This window comes from Flavobacterium sp. KS-LB2, from assembly GCF_036895565.1.
In the GTDB taxonomy this organism is placed as follows: Bacteria; Bacteroidota; Bacteroidia; order Flavobacteriales; family Flavobacteriaceae; genus Flavobacterium.
The window spans coordinates 2939971-2957547 of sequence record NZ_CP145904.1; the positions used below are offsets into that span (position 1 = coordinate 2939971).

The 17577-nt window shown below is 33.1% G+C and carries 17 protein-coding genes; 6 read left to right on the forward strand and 11 right to left on the reverse strand.

Annotated features, from left to right (window positions below):
• Positions 1-27: 27 nt before the first annotated feature.
• Positions 28-522, reverse strand: coding sequence for a YkgJ family cysteine cluster protein (locus V5J73_RS12615; protein WP_338646311.1), 495 nt, complete (start codon positions 520-522; stop codon positions 28-30).
• A gap of 73 nt (positions 523-595) precedes the next feature.
• On the opposite strand from V5J73_RS12615, the gene V5J73_RS12620 reads away from it, so the two are divergent.
• Positions 596-1312, forward strand: a complete 717-nt coding sequence (locus tag V5J73_RS12620; protein ID WP_338646312.1) for a class I SAM-dependent methyltransferase — start codon at positions 596-598, stop codon at positions 1310-1312.
• 15 nt (positions 1313-1327) lie between these two features.
• The gene (locus V5J73_RS12625) at positions 1328-1870 is read left to right on the forward strand and encodes a YfiT family bacillithiol transferase (RefSeq protein ID WP_338646313.1); all 543 of its coding nucleotides are present in this window, start codon (positions 1328-1330) and stop codon (positions 1868-1870) included.
• 181 nt (positions 1871-2051) lie between these two features.
• Here the strand turns inward: V5J73_RS12625 and V5J73_RS12630 are convergent, their stop codons facing one another.
• The 7 genes from V5J73_RS12630 to V5J73_RS12660 form a co-directional block, all read right to left on the reverse strand.
• Entirely contained in the window at positions 2052-2684 is a 633-nt protein-coding gene (locus V5J73_RS12630; RefSeq protein WP_338646314.1) for a 7-carboxy-7-deazaguanine synthase QueE, read from the reverse strand.
• Between the two features lie 145 nt (positions 2685-2829).
• Positions 2830-4497: a tetratricopeptide repeat protein gene (locus tag V5J73_RS12635; RefSeq protein ID WP_338646316.1), complete on the reverse strand. Its 1668-nt coding sequence runs from the start codon at positions 4495-4497 to the stop codon at positions 2830-2832.
• A 16-nt stretch (positions 4498-4513) separates the two neighbouring features.
• The gene (locus V5J73_RS12640; RefSeq protein ID WP_338646317.1) at positions 4514-5437 is read right to left on the reverse strand and encodes a PstS family phosphate ABC transporter substrate-binding protein; all 924 of its coding nucleotides are present in this window, start codon (positions 5435-5437) and stop codon (positions 4514-4516) included.
• Between the two features lie 233 nt (positions 5438-5670).
• Positions 5671-6468, reverse strand: a complete 798-nt coding sequence (locus V5J73_RS12645; RefSeq protein ID WP_282713088.1) for an energy transducer TonB — start codon at positions 6466-6468, stop codon at positions 5671-5673.
• 39 nt (positions 6469-6507) lie between these two features.
• Complete coding sequence (locus V5J73_RS12650) at positions 6508-7056, reverse strand: ExbD/TolR family protein (RefSeq protein ID WP_338646318.1); 549 nt, start codon at positions 7054-7056, stop codon at positions 6508-6510.
• Positions 7057-7074: 18 nt separating this feature from the next.
• Positions 7075-7674, reverse strand: a complete 600-nt coding sequence (locus V5J73_RS12655) for an ExbD/TolR family protein (protein WP_445236401.1) — start codon at positions 7672-7674, stop codon at positions 7075-7077.
• Between the two features lie 90 nt (positions 7675-7764).
• Positions 7765-8583 carry a MotA/TolQ/ExbB proton channel family protein gene (locus tag V5J73_RS12660; protein WP_315179204.1) on the reverse strand — a complete coding sequence of 273 codons (819 nt, stop codon included), beginning with the start codon at positions 8581-8583 and terminating at the stop codon, positions 7765-7767.
• A 373-nt stretch (positions 8584-8956) separates the two neighbouring features.
• Between V5J73_RS12660 and V5J73_RS12665 the strand changes: the two genes are divergently transcribed.
• Positions 8957-10477: a helicase HerA-like domain-containing protein gene (locus V5J73_RS12665; protein WP_338646320.1), complete on the forward strand. Its 1521-nt coding sequence runs from the start codon at positions 8957-8959 to the stop codon at positions 10475-10477.
• Between the two features lie 63 nt (positions 10478-10540).
• The gene (locus tag V5J73_RS12670; RefSeq protein ID WP_338646321.1) at positions 10541-10903 is read left to right on the forward strand and encodes a cupin domain-containing protein; all 363 of its coding nucleotides are present in this window, start codon (positions 10541-10543) and stop codon (positions 10901-10903) included.
• A gap of 45 nt (positions 10904-10948) precedes the next feature.
• Here V5J73_RS12670 and V5J73_RS12675 read toward each other — a convergent pair whose 3' ends face one another.
• Positions 10949-12286, reverse strand: a complete 1338-nt coding sequence (locus V5J73_RS12675) for an FAD-dependent oxidoreductase (protein ID WP_338646322.1) — start codon at positions 12284-12286, stop codon at positions 10949-10951.
• A 60-nt stretch (positions 12287-12346) separates the two neighbouring features.
• Entirely contained in the window at positions 12347-14737 is a 2391-nt protein-coding gene (locus V5J73_RS12680; protein ID WP_338646323.1) for a penicillin acylase family protein, read from the reverse strand.
• Between the two features lie 163 nt (positions 14738-14900).
• Between V5J73_RS12680 and V5J73_RS12685 the strand changes: the two genes are divergently transcribed.
• Both V5J73_RS12685 and V5J73_RS12690 read left to right on the forward strand, forming a co-directional pair.
• Positions 14901-15542 carry a flavin reductase family protein gene (locus V5J73_RS12685; RefSeq protein WP_338646324.1) on the forward strand — a complete coding sequence of 214 codons (642 nt, stop codon included), beginning with the start codon at positions 14901-14903 and terminating at the stop codon, positions 15540-15542.
• Positions 15543-15545: 3 nt separating this feature from the next.
• Complete coding sequence (locus V5J73_RS12690; protein WP_338646325.1) at positions 15546-17078, forward strand: cryptochrome/photolyase family protein; 1533 nt, start codon at positions 15546-15548, stop codon at positions 17076-17078.
• Between the two features lie 71 nt (positions 17079-17149).
• Here V5J73_RS12690 and V5J73_RS12695 read toward each other — a convergent pair whose 3' ends face one another.
• Positions 17150-17548 (reverse strand): YMGG-like glycine zipper-containing protein, encoded by a 399-nt coding sequence (locus tag V5J73_RS12695; protein WP_338646326.1) that lies wholly within the window; start codon positions 17546-17548, stop codon positions 17150-17152.
• Positions 17549-17577 lie beyond the last annotated feature (29 nt).

Genomic DNA, 17577 nt, shown 5'->3' on the forward strand with positions numbered 1-17577 from the left:
AGAGAAAAGGAGACCTGCTATAGTCAATCATAATGGCATTTTCTTCTTCATTTCTTCTACAATATTAAAAGCAGCTGGACAAATAGCTACGTTTTTCAATGTTAAATCAGTAATTTGTTGGAACTTTTTCCTATCCGTATGCGGAAATTCTCTGCATGCTTTTGGACGAACATCATAAATCATACAAGCATTTTCATTATCTAAAAAAGTACAGGGTACACTTTGCAAAACATAATCTCTGTCTTCATCAATTCGAAGATATTGCTCAATAAACTGTTGTGGTTTTTGACGCAAATATTTTGAAACACGCTCAATATCCGCATCTGTGAATAATGGCCCTGTCGTTTTACAACAATTAGCACATTTTAAACAATCCGTTTTTTTGAATTCAGTATCATGTAAATCTTGCATTACATAATCTAAATTTTTTGGCGTCTTCTTTTTCAGCTTATCGAAATACTTTTTATTTTCGATATGCTTATCTTTGGCTTCTTTAGGAAGATTGTTTAGAATATGTTTCAAGTTTATAATTTAAAGTTGGAAACACAAAAGTAACAAACTTGATTCCTGAAACCTTAAACTTTAAACAAAAAAGATGAAAGACCTTTTTGGCAAAGCCATCCTAGATTTTCAAACCAATAATTCCCCGGAAGATTTAGTCACAGAAACCTCTATCTCAGAAGAAGATGAAATGAGTGTTGAATATCTCTTTCGCACTTATAAAGAAATGCCAAAACTAGAACAAAAAGCGTTACAACTTGCCAGAGGAAAAATTTTGGATGTAGGATGTGGTGCAGGAAGTCATAGCTTATCTTTACAAAACGAACGGAATTTAGACGTTCATTCGATTGACATTTCTCCAAATGCAATTAAAGCCTGTCAACTTCGAGGATTAAAAAATGCAAAAGTTCAAAACATACTTGAAATGGACTCTAACAATCCTGAAAACAAGTTTGACACCATTTTATTATTAATGAATGGTACTGGTATTTTTGGAACCCTGAAAGAAACTACTAAATTTTTACAAAAACTTAGAAGCTTATTAAACCCAAGCGGGCAAATTCTAATTGATTCCTCAGACATCATTTATATGTTTGACAATGATGAAGATGGTGGGAAATGGATTCCAAGTAACGGATATTATGGCGAATTGACTTTTACAATTCGTTATAAAAATGAAAAAGAAGATGAATTTCCTTGGCTATACTTAGATTATAACACTTTACAAAATGCAGCTTTTGCTAATGGATTACAAAGTGAGTTGATTCTGGAAGGAGAACACTATGATTATTTAGCAAAACTTTCGATTTAAAACAACACAGCCAATATGGAAAAGACAGCATTAGAAAAATCACAATATCCTATTGGGAAATTTATGGCACCCGAATCCTATTCAGCCGAATACCTTACTGCTAAAATAGAAGAAATTGCTAGCTTTCCAGAACGATTGAAAAAAGAAATCCTTCATTTAACCGAAGAACAACTAGAAACACCATATCGTCAAGATGGCTGGACCATTCGTCAAGTAATACATCATTGTGCTGATAGCCATATGAACTGTTTTGTTAGAATAAAATGGGCACTGACTGAAGAAAATCCAACAATAAAATTTTATTATGAAAATCTTTGGGCTGAATTACATGATAATTTAACAATGCCCATTCAGCCTACTCTTTCCTTACTAGAAGGATTGCACTTTCGTTTGACATATTTAATGAAAAATTTATCAGAAGTAGATTTAGAAAAAAGCTTCATTCACCCTGAAAACAGTACCGAATTTAAAATTAAGGAAATCATAGGAACATATGCTTGGCATGGTAATCATCATCTAGCACATATCACAACACTAAAAAAACAAAAAGGATGGTGATTTTTGGGAGCATTTTCCAGCTATTCGCTATATCTTTTTATCTCATTAAAAAATGAGATAAAAAAGGATGCCGCTGCTATCTGGGCTACCAACTGTAGTTACGATAAATACAGATTCCAAAAATCAAAATATCATAAAAATGAAAAAAGGCAAACAATTATTCTTGTTTGCCTTTTTCATTTTATGGTATGTTCAAATATTTATGCGTTTGTAAAGAAACACGCCATTTGGGATTATTCATAACATACTCTACAATCAGCGGAGTCATTTCTTCTTTTTTACTCCATTCCGGCTGCAAAAATAAAATAGCATTACTATTCACTTTTTCGGCTTGCTCTTCGGCAAAAATAAAGTCATGTTTATTGTGAATGATTACTTTTAACTCATGTGCATTATCGTATACTGTTTCGGTTGGCAATTTATTTTTCTTTGGCGAAAGACAAATCCAGTCCCAATCTCCAGAAAGTGGATAAGCGCCTGAAGTTTCTATATGAACTTTTCTATTATTCTCTTTTAGCTTTTGCGTCAGCAATGACATGTCCCACATTAATGGTTCACCACCTGTAACAACAACAGTTTCTGAGTACTTGCTTGCATTTCCAACTATTAAATCAATACCTGTAGGAGGATGTAATTCGGCATTCCAGCTTTCTTTAACATCACACCAATGGCAACCTACATCGCATCCGCCAATTCTAATAAAGTACGCGGCAGTACCAGTATGAAATCCTTCTCCTTGAATAGTATAAAATTCTTCCATCAGCGGTAGCATAGCACCTTTGTTAACCTCTAATTGTATTTCTTTTGATAACATTATTTAATTTTAAAGTGCAAAGATAGGTATTTTGAAAATGAGTTAATTTGAAAACAGAAACTAAAACAATAAACTTTAAAAACCACTAAAAACAAAAAACCGATAGTTGAAAAACTATCGGTTTAATAGGTAAGAAACAAATATCTTATTTCAATGTATTCACTGATTGAGTTGCATAAGCATTAGCAGGATCAAGTGCTAAGGTTTTATTGAAATATTCAATAGCTTTTGCTTTATCAGTATTAGCATAACTAGCAGCAATATTATTGTAAGATTCAATAATTTTAGCTTTCACGGCAGGTTTTGCAGTTTCTTCAGCCCCTAAAGCGGTAACTTTAGCAACATAATCCTCATAGTTTTTAGTCATTACATCGTCTTTTTCAAGCAAACGGTTCGTTCTTGCTCTGTAAAGGTACGCTTCATGATATGTTGGGGATGCTACTAAAACTTTTTCGAAAGCAGCATCTGCTTTTTGTAAAGCTACAACATCTGGTTTTACATCTTTACTATTATTAGCATAATAATTTGACAAACCATAATAAACATTATCATCAAGATAAGTTCTAGAATCCATAACATTAGCTCCAAATTCAAAAATTGAAGCAGCCTCTTTGTATAGTTTTTGTGTAAATAATTTTTTACCAACTTCACTTAAATCTTGAACTGCTAAAGGTTCCATCTCTACTGCCTTTTTAATATCAACTAATCCAGCATTTAAAGCATCAACATCAATTGATGATCCATCAGCACTAGTTCCTTTTTTAATTTTGGTTAAACCTAAATATAAATAATCTAAAGCAATTGCTTTATTTCCAGGTGCATTAATGAAACTTTCCAAAGATTTAATTGCTACATCAACGTTTCCATTTTTGTAAGCCGCATATCCTAAATAACGATAAATTCTTGGATTTACTTTATCTAGTTCAATCATCTTATTAGCTTCTACTTCAAGAGCAGCATAATCTTCTACTAAGATAAGGAAATCAGCACGACGCATTCTTGAATGGATAGAATAATCTGTTAAAGACATATACTTATCATAATATCCTATCGCTGTTTTATAGTTTTCAGCAGCTTGAGAAGGTTTATTACGTGCTATTTTATAATACGTTTCTGCTAATTCTCTGTATACAGGCCCATAATTAGGGTTTATTGCAATAACTTCATTATAAGCTTTTAAAGCTTCATCGTATGATTTTGCACCTTTCAACAATACTCCTAATTGCATTTTAGCTCTTAACAAAGTATTATCTGCTTGAAAAGCACTTCTGTATGCTACGTAAGCTTCATTTTGTTTGCCATCACCATAATAAGCATCACCTAATGCTAATTGCAATTGTGCGTCTTGAGGATTGTTTATCACTGCACGGTTCAAAATTGCGATAGCGCTTTTATAATCTGGCTTTGCGATATTCATATAAGCTCTTGCTATATAAACATACTCTTGCACATCTTTCTTTTTGATGTCTTTTGTAGCCAAAGCAAATTTCGCTTGAGCTGCTGTTACATCATTTTTTTCTAAATCCATTTGACCTAAACCAATGTTATTCAACTTAGCTCCTTCAGATGCACTTAATCCATTTTGAAAATATATTTTAGCGGAATCTTCTATACTTTGAGTAAGATACACATTCCCTAAAGTAAAGAAAGCTGTACCATTACTTGGTTTTGCTTTAATAATCGATTTTAATATCGATTTAGCGCTTTCAAATTGCTCTGCATCGATAGCCTTTTTTGCTTGATTTATATCTTGTGCTTGACTTGCAAAAGCGGAAGCCAACAATGCAACACTAAAAAATTTAAATTTATTCATTTTAATTGTAGTTAATTTATTTATTATCATTTTGTTCTTTACCAATTATTGTAAATTTCCTTGTAGGAATACGAACTGGTAGCAATCCAGATTTTAAAATTATTCTTTGACCAACATCTCCAGCTACAAATGAAGCGAAGCCCATTCCTAAACCTGAAAAACCTTGACAGTTGATTATATACAAATCGCGTGCCAAAGGGTATTTTCCTTCTGCAATATTATTTTGTGATGGAATATAATAATTATCACTTTTAAGTCCTTTAACACTTAAAGAGTTAACATTATCAACGTATTTTTGCATTGCTGGCAAAGGTTGAGAAAGCCAATTAACACCAACTACTCCAATCATACCATCATTTTCGGAAACGTACTTTATAACTTCATCATTAGATTTAAAGGAAAAAACTCCCTTTTCCGGAATAGCATTAATCCCCGCCAATGAATTCATGTATCGAACGGTACTTGAGTTTAGATTATCAAAAACTAACCCTTTGATTGATGCAACAGGCTTACCTTGCATGAAACTAATAACATCTTGTAACGCAACCAGCGTATCTTTATTGTTTTTGTTTGCTATAAATGCTATTGCATCAGTGGCAAAAACAGTTGTTTTAGGATTAATTTTTCTTTGTTTGAAAATCTTCAATTCTTCAGCAGACAAATTTCTAGACAAAATTGCAATAGCTGCCTTTTCTTTAAATAAAGAGTTGACTGTCTCCGATTCAGATTTAGCAACAAGCGTTACTTTGGCATTGTATTCATTTTCAAATACCGCAACTTGATCTTCAATAATAGGGGCTAAGGTTTCGTCTACATATATAGTAGTTGAACCTTTTAGAATAGTTTCCTTAGCATTTTTATCTGATATTTGATTACAAGCAAAAATCAATACTGCTACTAAAAACAAAATAAAAAGAGAAAGTTTAGAATGATTTTTCATGATCTAGTTGTTATTATCATTAATAATTCGGAAGAATCTAAAAGAAGCATAAACAATAAGCAAAACACCAAAAGCTACTCTATAAGTAGGCGTCATTGCTAAAGGAAAATTCTTCATAAAGATAATAAATAAACCTAAAATAAGATAAACTAGAAAAAACAAAATTCCTAAAACAAGAAGAAATCGCTCTTTAAGCGATTTCTTCTTAATATTATTAAGTATGTTATTTAACATTATTCCGCAGATTGGATAGTAATAGGCAATGAATAAAGTACTCTCACTTTTTTACCATTTTGCTCACCTGGAGTCCATTTAGGACATTTTTTCAAGACACGGATAGCCTCTTTTCCAGTACCATAACCAATATCTCTAATTACTTTGATATCAGTTAATGAACCATCTTTTTCAACTACAAAAGTAACATAAACTTTACCTTTTAATCCTTCTTCTTCTGGAGTTTGATAGTTATTACCAACAAATTTGTAAAACTTGTCAATACCACCTGGAAAATCAGGCTTAACTTCAATACCAGCAGTATTATAAATTTGGTTATCTACCTCTTCTACAACAGCTGCAGTTCCTGTACCTACCGGTTCCACAGTTAAAACAGCATCTGGATCTCCTTTAATAGTTTCTGCACCTAATTTTTTATCTTTAATTTCTACAGTTTTAGGTGGTTCTTCCGTTACTTCTTCAGCTTTTGCAACAACAGGCTTAACAAATTTTACCTGATCTACTTTTGGTGGAGGTGGTGGTGGAGGTGGAATATTTTTTTTAATTTCTTCCTTCTTAGGTGGCAATTTGATACTTACAATTTTAGTATCTAAAGTGTCATCACCATCTGAAGAATCAGGTAATAAACCTAAAATAAGTGGCATACTAACTGCTATAGCAAAAATAATTGCACCAAAGATAAGCGCTCTAACAGTAGTCTTGTTATTTGATTTTCTTAGCTCGTAAGCGCCATAAGCCTTGTTACGACCTTCGAATACAATATCAAGCCATTGGTTTGTGAATATATCTAATTTCATTTTTCTTAATTATTAGGTTATAGAGTAAATATGAAAATATTATTTACTTTCTAACAATTTTAGTTCTTCAGGAGAAAAATCATTTACAATTGCGTTTGTAGGAACCCCTACAATTGCCATCTCATCAAGTATGTCTACTAAATTACGGTAGTTTGATTTTTTACTTGGTTTTATAATTACAATTAAACCTTTGTCCTTATTTCCAGTGTATTCAACTACTGATTTTTTTCTTTTCAATAATTCCTTACGAATTCCTTCTTTACCATAAGAAATGTCTTTAGGTCCAGCTATAGGAGATGTTAACAATCCCATATAGTATACCATCTTATCATTATCACCTAATAAAACTGTTAAAGTACGATTTTCATCAACTTTAATATCTTTATTTTTTGTAGGATCATCATTCTTATCTGGTAAACCCAAAGGCATCGATTGTGGTTTTGACAACGTAGTAGTAAGCATAAAGAATGTAATCAATAAGAATGCCAAATCCACCATAGCAGTTAAATCTACTTTTGAATTTGATTTTTTACTTCTTACTTTTCCACCTTTTTTGCCTCCACCGTCGCCAGTATTTAATTCAGCCATTTTAGTGTATTTTTTTAGTTATTTTTCTGTTGCTCTTAAACCAGTAACTAGGTTAAAGCTATTGATTTTTTGATCTTGTAAAATATCCATCACTTGTTTGATCGCAGGATATTCTTCTTTCGCATCACCTTTTATGGCAATTTGCAATTCTTTATCATTTACATCAATATTTGCAATACGAGAATTGTAAATCCATTCTTTCAATTGATTATCTAATGAATCCTTAGGAACCCCTGATTGCACACCAGGCTTACTTCTATCTGCAGTTTTCATAGCAATCAATTGTTTAAGTCCTGAAATTGGAACCCCAATACCTTCCATTAAACCAAAAGTTTCTGATTCACTTTCTGTAAATTCAACACCATATTTTTGACCCATTAATTCAAGAGCCTTTTTTCTAACTTCTCTTCCCTTAAGGTCATAGAAAACTTTTCCTTTACCAATAGTTATAGTAGCTAAATTATCTTCTGGCAACTTAGATTGAACCGTTGATGCAGGCGTATCTACTGGCAATGCCTCTGGTATCTTAGCTGTTGCTGTCATTACAAAGAACGACAACAAAAGAAAAGCGACATCACACATAGCAGTCATATCAGTAGACCCTGCTTTTTTCTTCATTTTTATAGCCATCAATATTATTTTTTATATTTACAAGAAAATAGAATCTGTCATTTCAGACCTCTATTTTCCTGTAAATTAAATTATTAATTATTTTTGTGTACTTCTGAAGTGTCTGTAAGTATTTACAATTGTATTACCCGCCTCATCAATAGAGTAAGTCAAAGTATCAATTTTAGAAGTAAAAAAGTTATAAGCGATAATTGCTAATGCAGAAGTAGAAATTCCTGTAGCTGTATTAATCAATGCTTCAGAAATACCATTTGCAAGTGCAGCTTGATCCGGAGTTCCAGCAGCAGATAACGCACTAAATGCTTTAATCATCCCTGTTACCGTTCCTAATAATCCAGCAAGAGTTCCCAAAGATACCATTGTAGAAAGTACAGTCATGTGCTTCTCTAACATTGGCATTTCTAACGAAGTAACCTCTTCGATTTCTTTATGAATAGTTTCAGCAGCAGCTTCACTATCTAAACCTTCTTTTTTAACTTCTTGGTATTTCAATAAAGCTGATTTTATTGGGTTTGCAACAGAACCTTTTTGTTTGTCGCATGAAGCAATAGCTCCTTCAATGTTACCAGATTTAATATCTTTTTGTACACTTGTCATAAATTGATCAAGATTACCTGTACCAGCTGCTTTTGAAATTACAGCATAACGCTCAAATGAAAACACAACAACCATTAACAATAAACCTAATAATACTGGAACAATAGGACCTCCTTTGTAAACCATTGCTAACATATTTCCTGGTAATGGGTGACCTGTATTAACACCGCCTTCAAAATTAGCGCCATTACCCATTATGAAATTCCAAATTAACCATCCAACAAAAATACATGCTACAATAATGATTCCTGAAATCATTCCTCCTCCGTTTGCACCTTTTTCTTTTTTAACGTTTGCCATTTTTTTTAATTTTAATAGTTTTAAATAAATTATCTTAGTTATATTAAACTTGTAGTAGAGCAAATTTATATTTTTAGTTTAAATAAAAAAACTTTTTTTAATTTTATTATAATTAAATTTATTTCAAAAACACATTTACAATTTAACACTTTGCATTTATATCAAAATACTCAAACAAATCAGCTCTTTTACAAAAAATAACGTATTTTTTTATGATATATTAACACAATATTTCAATAACCCACTCCCTTCTATTAAAACCAATATTTTATATTATTAACAATAAAAAAGCAGGAAAACTGCAGTATACACTAAAATTTCAGGTTTTGTAAAAAAAATAATACCTTGCAAATGATTTAAATGCAAACTTATTATGAGCAAAAAAGAAGATTTCATACAGCAAATTACAACTGGATATAGCACCAAAGGAGATAGTATCACCCTAGGCGGAGCAATCTTAGAAGGAGAAGCTTTACCCGATGCACATGTAAAAATACCTCTAAAAACATTAAACCGTCATGGATTAATTGCAGGTGCAACTGGAACCGGAAAAACCAAAACCATACAGGTCTTATCAGAACAATTATCCTCTTTTGGAATACCAGTATTGATGATGGATATTAAGGGTGATTTTAGCGGTATTGCAAAAGAGGGTGAAGAGAAACCATTTATTACTGAACGTCATACTAAAATAAACATTCCCTACAATACAGCAAGTTTCCCTGTTGAACTGTTAAGCTTATCCGAACAAAATGGTGTTAGGCTTCGCGCTACTATTTCTGAGTTTGGACCCGTTTTGTTCTCTCGAATTTTAAATCTAAACGACACCCAAGCAGGAGTTGTTTCAGTCATCTTCAAATATTGTGATGATCACAAAATGCCTTTATTGGATTTAAAAGACATCAAAAAAGTAATCAATTACATCACCGAAGAAGGAAAAGACGAAATTGAAGAAAGATATGGCAAAATTTCTACTTCGACAACAGGTACAATTCTGAGAAAAATTATAGAATTAGAACAGCAAGGTGCCGAACTTTTTTTTGGAGAAATATCTTTTGATATTGAAGACCTCATGCGCATTGACGAAAATGGAAAAGGATATGTCAATATCTTACGACTAACTGACATTCAAGACAAACCAAAATTATTTTCAACATTCATGTTGAGTTTACTAGCTGAAATCTATCAGCAAATGCCTGAAAAAGGAGATTCAGACCAACCTGAATTAGTGATTTTTATTGATGAAGCCCATTTAATTTTCAACGAAGCCAGCAAAGCATTACTGGAACAAATAGAAACTATTGTAAAACTAATTCGCTCCAAGGGAATTGGAATTTATTTCATTACCCAAAATCCAATGGATATCCCGAGTGGAGTTTTGGCACAATTAGGTCTGAAAATCCAACATGCTTTAAGGGCTTTTACTGCCAATGACCGAAAAGCAATCAAACAAACTGCGGACAATTACCCTACATCTGAATTTTACAAAACAGATGAAATTTTGACTAGTTTAGGGATTGGAGAAGCACTTGTTACCGCATTAAACGAAAAAGGAATTCCAACACCGCTTGCAGCAACTATGATGCGTGCACCGATGAGCAGAATGGATGTTTTAACCGAAAGTGAAATCCAAGAAATCAATAATAAATCGAAACTGGTAAAAAAATACAGCGAACTTATTGATCGCGAAAGCGCTTATGAAATGTTAAATAAAAAAATAACTATACTAGAGGAAGAAGCCACAGAACAAGAACAGGCAAAAACATCTGAAAAAGAAGAAAGTAAAGGCCCGAGTACAGCAAGTGTAGTTGGGAAATCAGTTTTAAAAGTCTTGACAAGCGCTACTTTTATTAGAGGTGCCTTTGGCATTTTAACAAAAATGTTTAAAAAATAACATCCTACAATCCCCTTTTACAACTATATCTTAAAAAGGGGATTTTAAAAAGTAATTATAAAAATGAAAAAATATTTTATCCAGAAAACTCCTTTCGTAGTTCCCACAACTGATGGTAAATTAATAGAGGAACACCATGGCAGTGCGAGCACAAACAATCTAGAAATTTCAATTGCACACATGATTGCTCCACCCAAATGGAGCGAACCTTACCAAACGCCAGAATTTGAAGAGTACACCTATATTATAAAAGGAAAGAAGCAATTTATCATTGAAGGTGAAATTGTGATCCTTGAAGCTGGGCAATCAATAAAAATTGAAAAAAATACGCGAGTACAATATTCCAATCCTTTTGATGAACCTTGCGAATATATTGCAATTTGCAAACCTGCTTTCGATTTTACTAAAGTTCATCGTGAGCAATAAACAACAATTATTCTTTAAAACCCATCAAAGCCAATTCCTTAAAAATTATTGTAACAACTCTAAAATTTTATTCTCTACCGTTTCGGTATTCCAAATATTTTCGATGTTTTCCATTTTTAAAACCTCTTCCATAATAGCATTTTGATAATCTCCAATAGCCAAAGCTTCTGCATAAGGACGATCACTAAAGGTAACCCTACTATAAAGCGGAATCCATTTCTCAGGGTATTTATCTGAAAATGATTTTTCTATTTTCTTTTGCAACAAGAATTTCTCATCAGCGGTTTTAGAACTCATTTCCATAAAATTGCGATAGGAAAGTTCTGCAATAGCGTCGGCATTTGGTTTGCGTGATTTTTGATATTCCGAGAAAATTGTTTTCCAATCGTCTCCATATTTTTCAATCATTTCATAAAGAATGGAAATATCTTCAAAACCCGCATTCATTCCTTGTCCGTAAAAAGGAACAATAGCATGACAAGCGTCACCAATTAAAGCGATTTTATCTTCATAAGTCCATGGAAAACATTTCATAGTTACCAAAGTACTCGTTGGGTTTTTGAAGAAATCTTCCGTCAATTTTGGAATTACATCAATAGTATCTGGTAAATTCTTTTCAAAAAAAGCTTCTACTTCTTTATGATCTTTCAAGGAAGCAAAGGAATTTTCTCCTTCAAAAGGCATGAACAAAGTACATGTAAAACTTCCGTCTAAATTTGGTAATGCAATCAACATATACTCACCTCGCGGCCAAATATGAAAAGAATTTTTGTCTAATTTATGCGTTGCATCTGAATTTGCAGGAATGTTTAATTCCTTATATCCAATAGGCAAAAATTCTTGTGAATAATCAAACATACTTTGGCGTTGCATGCGATGACGAATTCTAGAAAAAGCACCGTCTGCACCAAAAACCATATCATATTTCTTTTCTTCCCACGCTCCTCTTTCGGTTTCTCCAATATGCAACGTAGCATCATCTAAAGTCACATCCCAGATTTTATGCTCGAAAAAGAATTCAGCTCCAGCGGCTTCCGCCAAATCGATCATTTTTCTATTCAAAGTTCCCCTAGAAATCGAATAAATAGATTCGCCTTCTTGCCCGTAATTTTGAAAATTAAGCTTATCAACAAGATGAATGGCACGCTTGTCCATAGGGATAGCAATGGCTCTGACCGCATCACCTATTGCCACAGCATCTAGTGCTTTCCAGCCACGGTTTGACATTGCTAAATTAATAGAGCGACCAGAAAACTGAATTTGTCTGATATCTGGGCTTCTATCGAAAACATGAACAGTATGTCCAGCTTTGCGAAGGTAAATAGCCAATAAAGATCCAACTAATCCAGAACCTACAACCGCTATTTTTTGAGAAATTTGCATTATTTTTTATAAAAGTTAAGCAAAATTACTGATTTTATTAGACTCAGAACTTTAAAACTATCAATTTTTACGTGGAATAAAAACCAATTTTGTTGAAGTTCTAACAATCTCCTCCTTATTTAGCTTCATTCTTCTAAATTTTCCCGTATTATAAAGCTCCGCTTGATCACTGTAATGTGCGCTTAATGGATTTCCTGATTGCCCTGTCGGAAGGATGCTCCAGCTATTTTCGATATCCGAAAAATCAATAATCCTTCTTGTTGACGGACCTCCTTTCACACTATAATTTCCATCCTCAGTAAAATCAAAAAACAAATTATTAATAACTTCTGTAGAACCTGAAACTTCAAATGGACCTACATTGAAAATCCTTCTTAATGCCGCTATTTTACCTAATGGATGCTGATGTTCTAGTGTGTGAACCTTATTCCAAGTCCAATCAGATACCGTAGACCCTAATTGTTTTTCTAAAGCTACAATAGACTCTTTAAAGGATTGTGAAATAATTTTACTTCGGGTTTCTTTTTCATTTTTAGTACTTATATTATCCCACCAAGGCGACGTTGCATTCACAATTTGTTTTGCAATAATTTGTTTCATAATGTGTGTTCCTAAAAACTGCTTAAAATTAGTGGCACCAAGTTCATCTTCAAAAGTATTCTTCAAATAATTAAAAATCCATTTATTGTAAATTGTCGGGGCAACATCAGCAAGATTATTAGAACCTTTCCATTCTTTCAAAACAACCAGAGCTTCTTTTTCATTTTCCGATAGTATTTTAAGATCTAAAGACGAAACTAGCTGTTTCACTACTTCTGGAGCCACTGATGACGTATTATCAAAAATCATTTCTCCTACAGCAGTTTTATCCCAATTCGATTTTGGCTCTAATAATTGCGTGATTCTTTTTGCTCTGTCCTCCGGAAGGTAATATCCTGGATATAAAAATCCATCTATGGGTTCGGGTTGGTTGTTCGCTGAATATACATAATTCCACTTTGGATTAACTGCCGATGGGTTTTTGGAGAAATCCAAAAATTCTTTTATATCGTCCTTACCACTGGCACCATTCAATATAAAATTAGGATTTACGCCTGCTTCATGCTTGTATAATTTTCCGGTAGCCCACCAAGCCACATTCCCTTTGGCATCGCCATACATTACATTCAAACCTGGAGCTGCAATCAAAGCAACTCCTTGTTGAAAATCGGTTTTACTTTTAGCATGGGACAATTTATAAACAGCATCTAGAATTTGTATCGGTTGCTGGGTATAAATCCAAGACATTGCAACAGGTTTATTTTGCTGTAACCCGTCAATCAAATCATTTACAACCGGACCGTGACGTGTTGTTTTTACATTCAAAACAACATCAGCAGAATCTTTTACTTTTATTGTTTTTTTTCGAATTTCAAAAGCGCTGAAGCCAGTTGGTGTCTTATAAAAATTAGCATCATTTGGATTATTCTCCTCTTGATACAAATCAATATCATCATTTTCAAACATTGTCAAACCATAGGCGTACTCACGATTATGCCCCAACAAAGGATATGGAGTTCCTGCTAAATAACAGCCATACAGTTCAAAATCTGGCGTTACAAGATGGGCTTCATACCAAGTTCCTGGTTGTGAAAACCCAATGTGTGGATCATTGGCAAAAATGACTTTCCCGTTTTTTGTTTTCTTTGGAGCAATTACCCAACTGTTACTACCTATAAAAGGAGAAATGGGAGACCGATCTAAAATCGAAGCCACTGATTTTGAAATCGCAATATATTCTTGAGAAGTTTCTTTAGCATTTTTGATTCGGGTAGTATTAAATGAACCATCAATACCAAAATCTTTGAGATACTCCATTCCGTATTTGTTTCGAATATCAGTCAATAATGGATCTGATTTTTGAGCCATCGCAAAACTAAAAGACATATAACCAAAAATATTATAAACGTCTTTAATTGTAAATTTCTCTTTCTTAACCCCAACTAAACTAAATTCTATTGGCGTTGTTCCTTCCTCAAGATATTGATTAATACCATCTAAATAGGCCATAGTCAATTGATAACTTGGATTATTTTTATCCAAAGCAGCAATCGCTTTTGCAGAAGCTTCTTCGATGCCGAGACCTGCAAAGAACTTATCATTTTTAAGTGCTACTGAACCAAATATTTCGGATAATCGTCCCGGCGCAATCCTACGCATCAGTTCCATTTGCCACAATCGATCTTGAGCATGAACATAACCCAAAGCCATCATCGCATCTTTTGAATTGGTTGCATAAATATGCGGAACGCCAAACTCATCAAAATAAACAGTCGTTTCTTTTTGAATGTTTTTCAGTTGTAATTCGCCCTCGTATTTTGGTTTTAAATAAAACCCATAAACAATTATAGCTGCCGCTAAAACTAATACTACCGAAAGCAAAACCAGAAATATTTTTTTAAGTTTTTTCATATTTAAATAAATTGATAAACAAATATATAGGATTTGAAAGTTATATAAAACATTTTATTTAAACGAGTTCTTATTGACTAAATCTATTTAAATACAATTATTTTGTTTAATTTATTTTAAAATTAATTAAACAAAAAGTATATTTGTTCCAAATTAAAAAGATATGAAGCACATTTCAAGAGATGATATTTCTCAAATGGAGAAAGTCGAGAGATTGAATTTAATTAATTCTTGTACTGGATATAAATCAGCTAACTTATTAGCTACTAAATCCCTTAACGGAAAATCCAATGTGGCAATTTTTAGTAGCGTTACCCATTTAGGAAGTAATCCCGCATTGATTGGATTCATCATGAGACCTACAACCGTACCTAGAGACACATACAAAAACATCCGGGAAACGGGTTATTTTACAGTAAATCATATTACTGCAAACATGATTGAAGATGCACATCATACCTCTGCAAATTATGAATTAGGTATTTCTGAATTTGACAAAACCAATTTAGAAGAAGAATATAGAAATGATATTGAAATCCCTTTTGTAAAAGGAAGTCCGGTTCAATTATACTGCAAATATGTGAATGAATATTACATTAAGGAAAATGATACGATTCATGTTATTGCATCGATCGAAAATTTATTTTTTGAAGAAGACTTAGAACACAAAGATGGCTGGTTGCAAATTGACAGAGGAAATGTTGTGGCGTTAAATGGTCTTGATGGGTATTGTTTACCAAAATTATTAGATCGTTTTCAATATGCTCGAAAAGAAATCCCTACTACTTCATTTTTCAAAAAATAAAAAATGAAAAAACTGCGGTTAATCCTTGGCGACCAGCTGAATTCAGAACATTCTTGGCTACAGGAATTAGACAATAACACGATTTATGTTCTGGCAGAAATGCGCCAAGAAACAGATTATGTAAAACACCACATACAAAAAGTCGTGGCTTTTTTTATGTCGATGCGTAATTTTTTCACAGCAATAAAAGCAGATGGACATCAAACAATCTATTTTGAAATTACCGATGCTGAAAATCCACAGGATTTAGAAAAAATCATCACGCATTGTATTGAAAAGTATAAGATTGAAAAATTCGAATATCAGTTTCCAGACGAATACAGGCTGGACCAGCAACTAAAAGCAATTTGTTCTAATCTAAAAATACAATCAGAAGTATTTGACAGTGAACATTTTTACACTACGCGTCACGAGCTTTCTGAATTTTTTGAAGGAAAGAAGTTATTGCTGATGGAAAATTTTTATCGCAACATGCGCAAAAAACACCACCTTTTAATGGATGGATCAACTCCAGTTGGCAATCAATGGAATTTTGATGCAGACAATCGCAAGAAATATAAAGGAGAAGTTCCAGTACCAAAAGAAAAAAATTTCCATACCAATGTTGCTGAAATTGTTGCACAAATCAAAGAAGCAGGAATTACAACTTTTGGAAATATCAACGAAAATAACTTCAGCTGGCCTACTTCACGAAAGCAATCTTTGGAGGTTTTAGATTATTTCTGTACCAATCTGTTAAAGCATTTTGGTGATTACGAAGATGCAATGCATACCGATGAAAAGTTCCTTTTTCATTCCCGTTTGTCTTTTGCCATGAATAGTAAAATGCTTTCGCCAAAAGAAGTAATTGAAGCTGTTGTTTCTTATTATCATGCGAATGAAAACGAAATATCCATCTCACAAGTAGAGGGATTTGTAAGGCAAATATTGGGATGGCGAGAATATATTCGGGGAATTTACTGGAAAGAAATGCCCAATTATGCCCAAATGAATGTATTGGAAAACACAAATAAATTACCAGAATTTTTCTGGACCGGTAAAACCAAAATGAATTGCATGAGCCACGCCATAAATCAAAGTTTAGATGAAGCTTACGCCCATCATATTCAGCGGCTAATGGTAATAGGAAATTTTACACTATTAACACAAATCCATCCTGACGAAGTAGATGCATGGTATCTGGGCGTATACATAGATGCAATTGAATGGGTCGAAATGCCCAACACCCGTGGCATGTCACAATATGCAGATGGTGGAATTATAGCCACAAAACCCTATGTTTCCTCCGGAAGTTACATCAATAAAATGAGTAATAATTGTAATAAATGTCCCTACAATGTCAAAGAAAAATTTGGAGAAAAAGCGTGTCCTTTCAATACGTTATATTGGAATTTCTTAGATGAGAAAAAAGAATATTTCAAAGGAAACCAACGTATGGGGATGATGTTGAATTTATTAAACAAAATAAAGCCAGAAGAGCTCTATAAAATCAAAATAAAAGCAAACGAAATTATTGCTAATATGGACGCATACTAAAACTAATACAAAAAAAGAGTGTTTAAATTCAATATGAACTCAAACACTCTCTATACTTATCTAAAGTAAATCTAGTCCTTTTTACTTCCATCTATAATTGCACCAGTTCCGGCGCCCACACCTGCACCTGCAACTCCACCAATTATGGCTCCTTGCACTTTTTTCTTACTGATTATTGCGCCTGTAGCTGCTCCAACTCCTGCTCCAATCAAAGCACCTTTAGCTGTACTGCTCATCCCTGTCTTTTGAGTAGTGGTAGTAGTCGTAGTCGTAGCTGCTGGTTGATTAACAACGATAACTTCTTTTTGAGTTTCAATTTTAGCTTGCATCGAATCAATAACTCTTTGTTTCTCCATTTCAACTTTCATGGAATCTACAGTTGCTAGCTTCGCTTTTTCAATTTCCATTTTGCCTTGATTTTGACATGAAATAAAAACTGCGGCGAACAATATAAAATATAATGCTTTCATAATTTTAAATTTTGTAATTTATAATAACA

Excerpts from the sequence above, each read along its gene's own strand:
- V5J73_RS12620 (WP_338646312.1), top strand. The coding sequence starts at position 596 with ATGAAAGACCTTTTTGGCAAAGCCATCCTAGATTTTCAAACCAATAAT.
- V5J73_RS12625 (WP_338646313.1), top strand. The coding sequence starts at position 1,328 with ATGGAAAAGACAGCATTAGAAAAATCACAATATCCTATTGGGAAATTT.
- V5J73_RS12630 (WP_338646314.1), bottom strand. The coding sequence starts at position 2,684 with ATGTTATCAAAAGAAATACAATTAGAGGTTAACAAAGGTGCTATGCTA.
- V5J73_RS12635 (WP_338646316.1), bottom strand. The coding sequence starts at position 4,497 with ATGAATAAATTTAAATTTTTTAGTGTTGCATTGTTGGCTTCCGCTTTT.
- V5J73_RS12640 (WP_338646317.1), bottom strand. The coding sequence starts at position 5,437 with ATGAAAAATCATTCTAAACTTTCTCTTTTTATTTTGTTTTTAGTAGCA.
- V5J73_RS12645 (WP_282713088.1), bottom strand. The coding sequence starts at position 6,468 with ATGAAATTAGATATATTCACAAACCAATGGCTTGATATTGTATTCGAA.
- V5J73_RS12650 (WP_338646318.1), bottom strand. The coding sequence starts at position 7,056 with ATGGCTGAATTAAATACTGGCGACGGTGGAGGCAAAAAAGGTGGAAAA.
- V5J73_RS12655 (WP_445236401.1), bottom strand. The coding sequence starts at position 7,674 with ATGAAGAAAAAAGCAGGGTCTACTGATATGACTGCTATGTGTGATGTC.
- V5J73_RS12660 (WP_315179204.1), bottom strand. The coding sequence starts at position 8,583 with ATGGCAAACGTTAAAAAAGAAAAAGGTGCAAACGGAGGAGGAATGATT.
- V5J73_RS12665 (WP_338646320.1), top strand. The coding sequence starts at position 8,957 with ATGAGCAAAAAAGAAGATTTCATACAGCAAATTACAACTGGATATAGC.
- V5J73_RS12670 (WP_338646321.1), top strand. The coding sequence starts at position 10,541 with ATGAAAAAATATTTTATCCAGAAAACTCCTTTCGTAGTTCCCACAACT.
- V5J73_RS12675 (WP_338646322.1), bottom strand. The coding sequence starts at position 12,286 with ATGCAAATTTCTCAAAAAATAGCGGTTGTAGGTTCTGGATTAGTTGGA.
- V5J73_RS12680 (WP_338646323.1), bottom strand. The coding sequence starts at position 14,737 with ATGAAAAAACTTAAAAAAATATTTCTGGTTTTGCTTTCGGTAGTATTA.
- V5J73_RS12685 (WP_338646324.1), top strand. The coding sequence starts at position 14,901 with ATGAAGCACATTTCAAGAGATGATATTTCTCAAATGGAGAAAGTCGAG.
- V5J73_RS12690 (WP_338646325.1), top strand. The coding sequence starts at position 15,546 with ATGAAAAAACTGCGGTTAATCCTTGGCGACCAGCTGAATTCAGAACAT.
- V5J73_RS12695 (WP_338646326.1), bottom strand. The coding sequence starts at position 17,548 with ATGAAAGCATTATATTTTATATTGTTCGCCGCAGTTTTTATTTCATGT.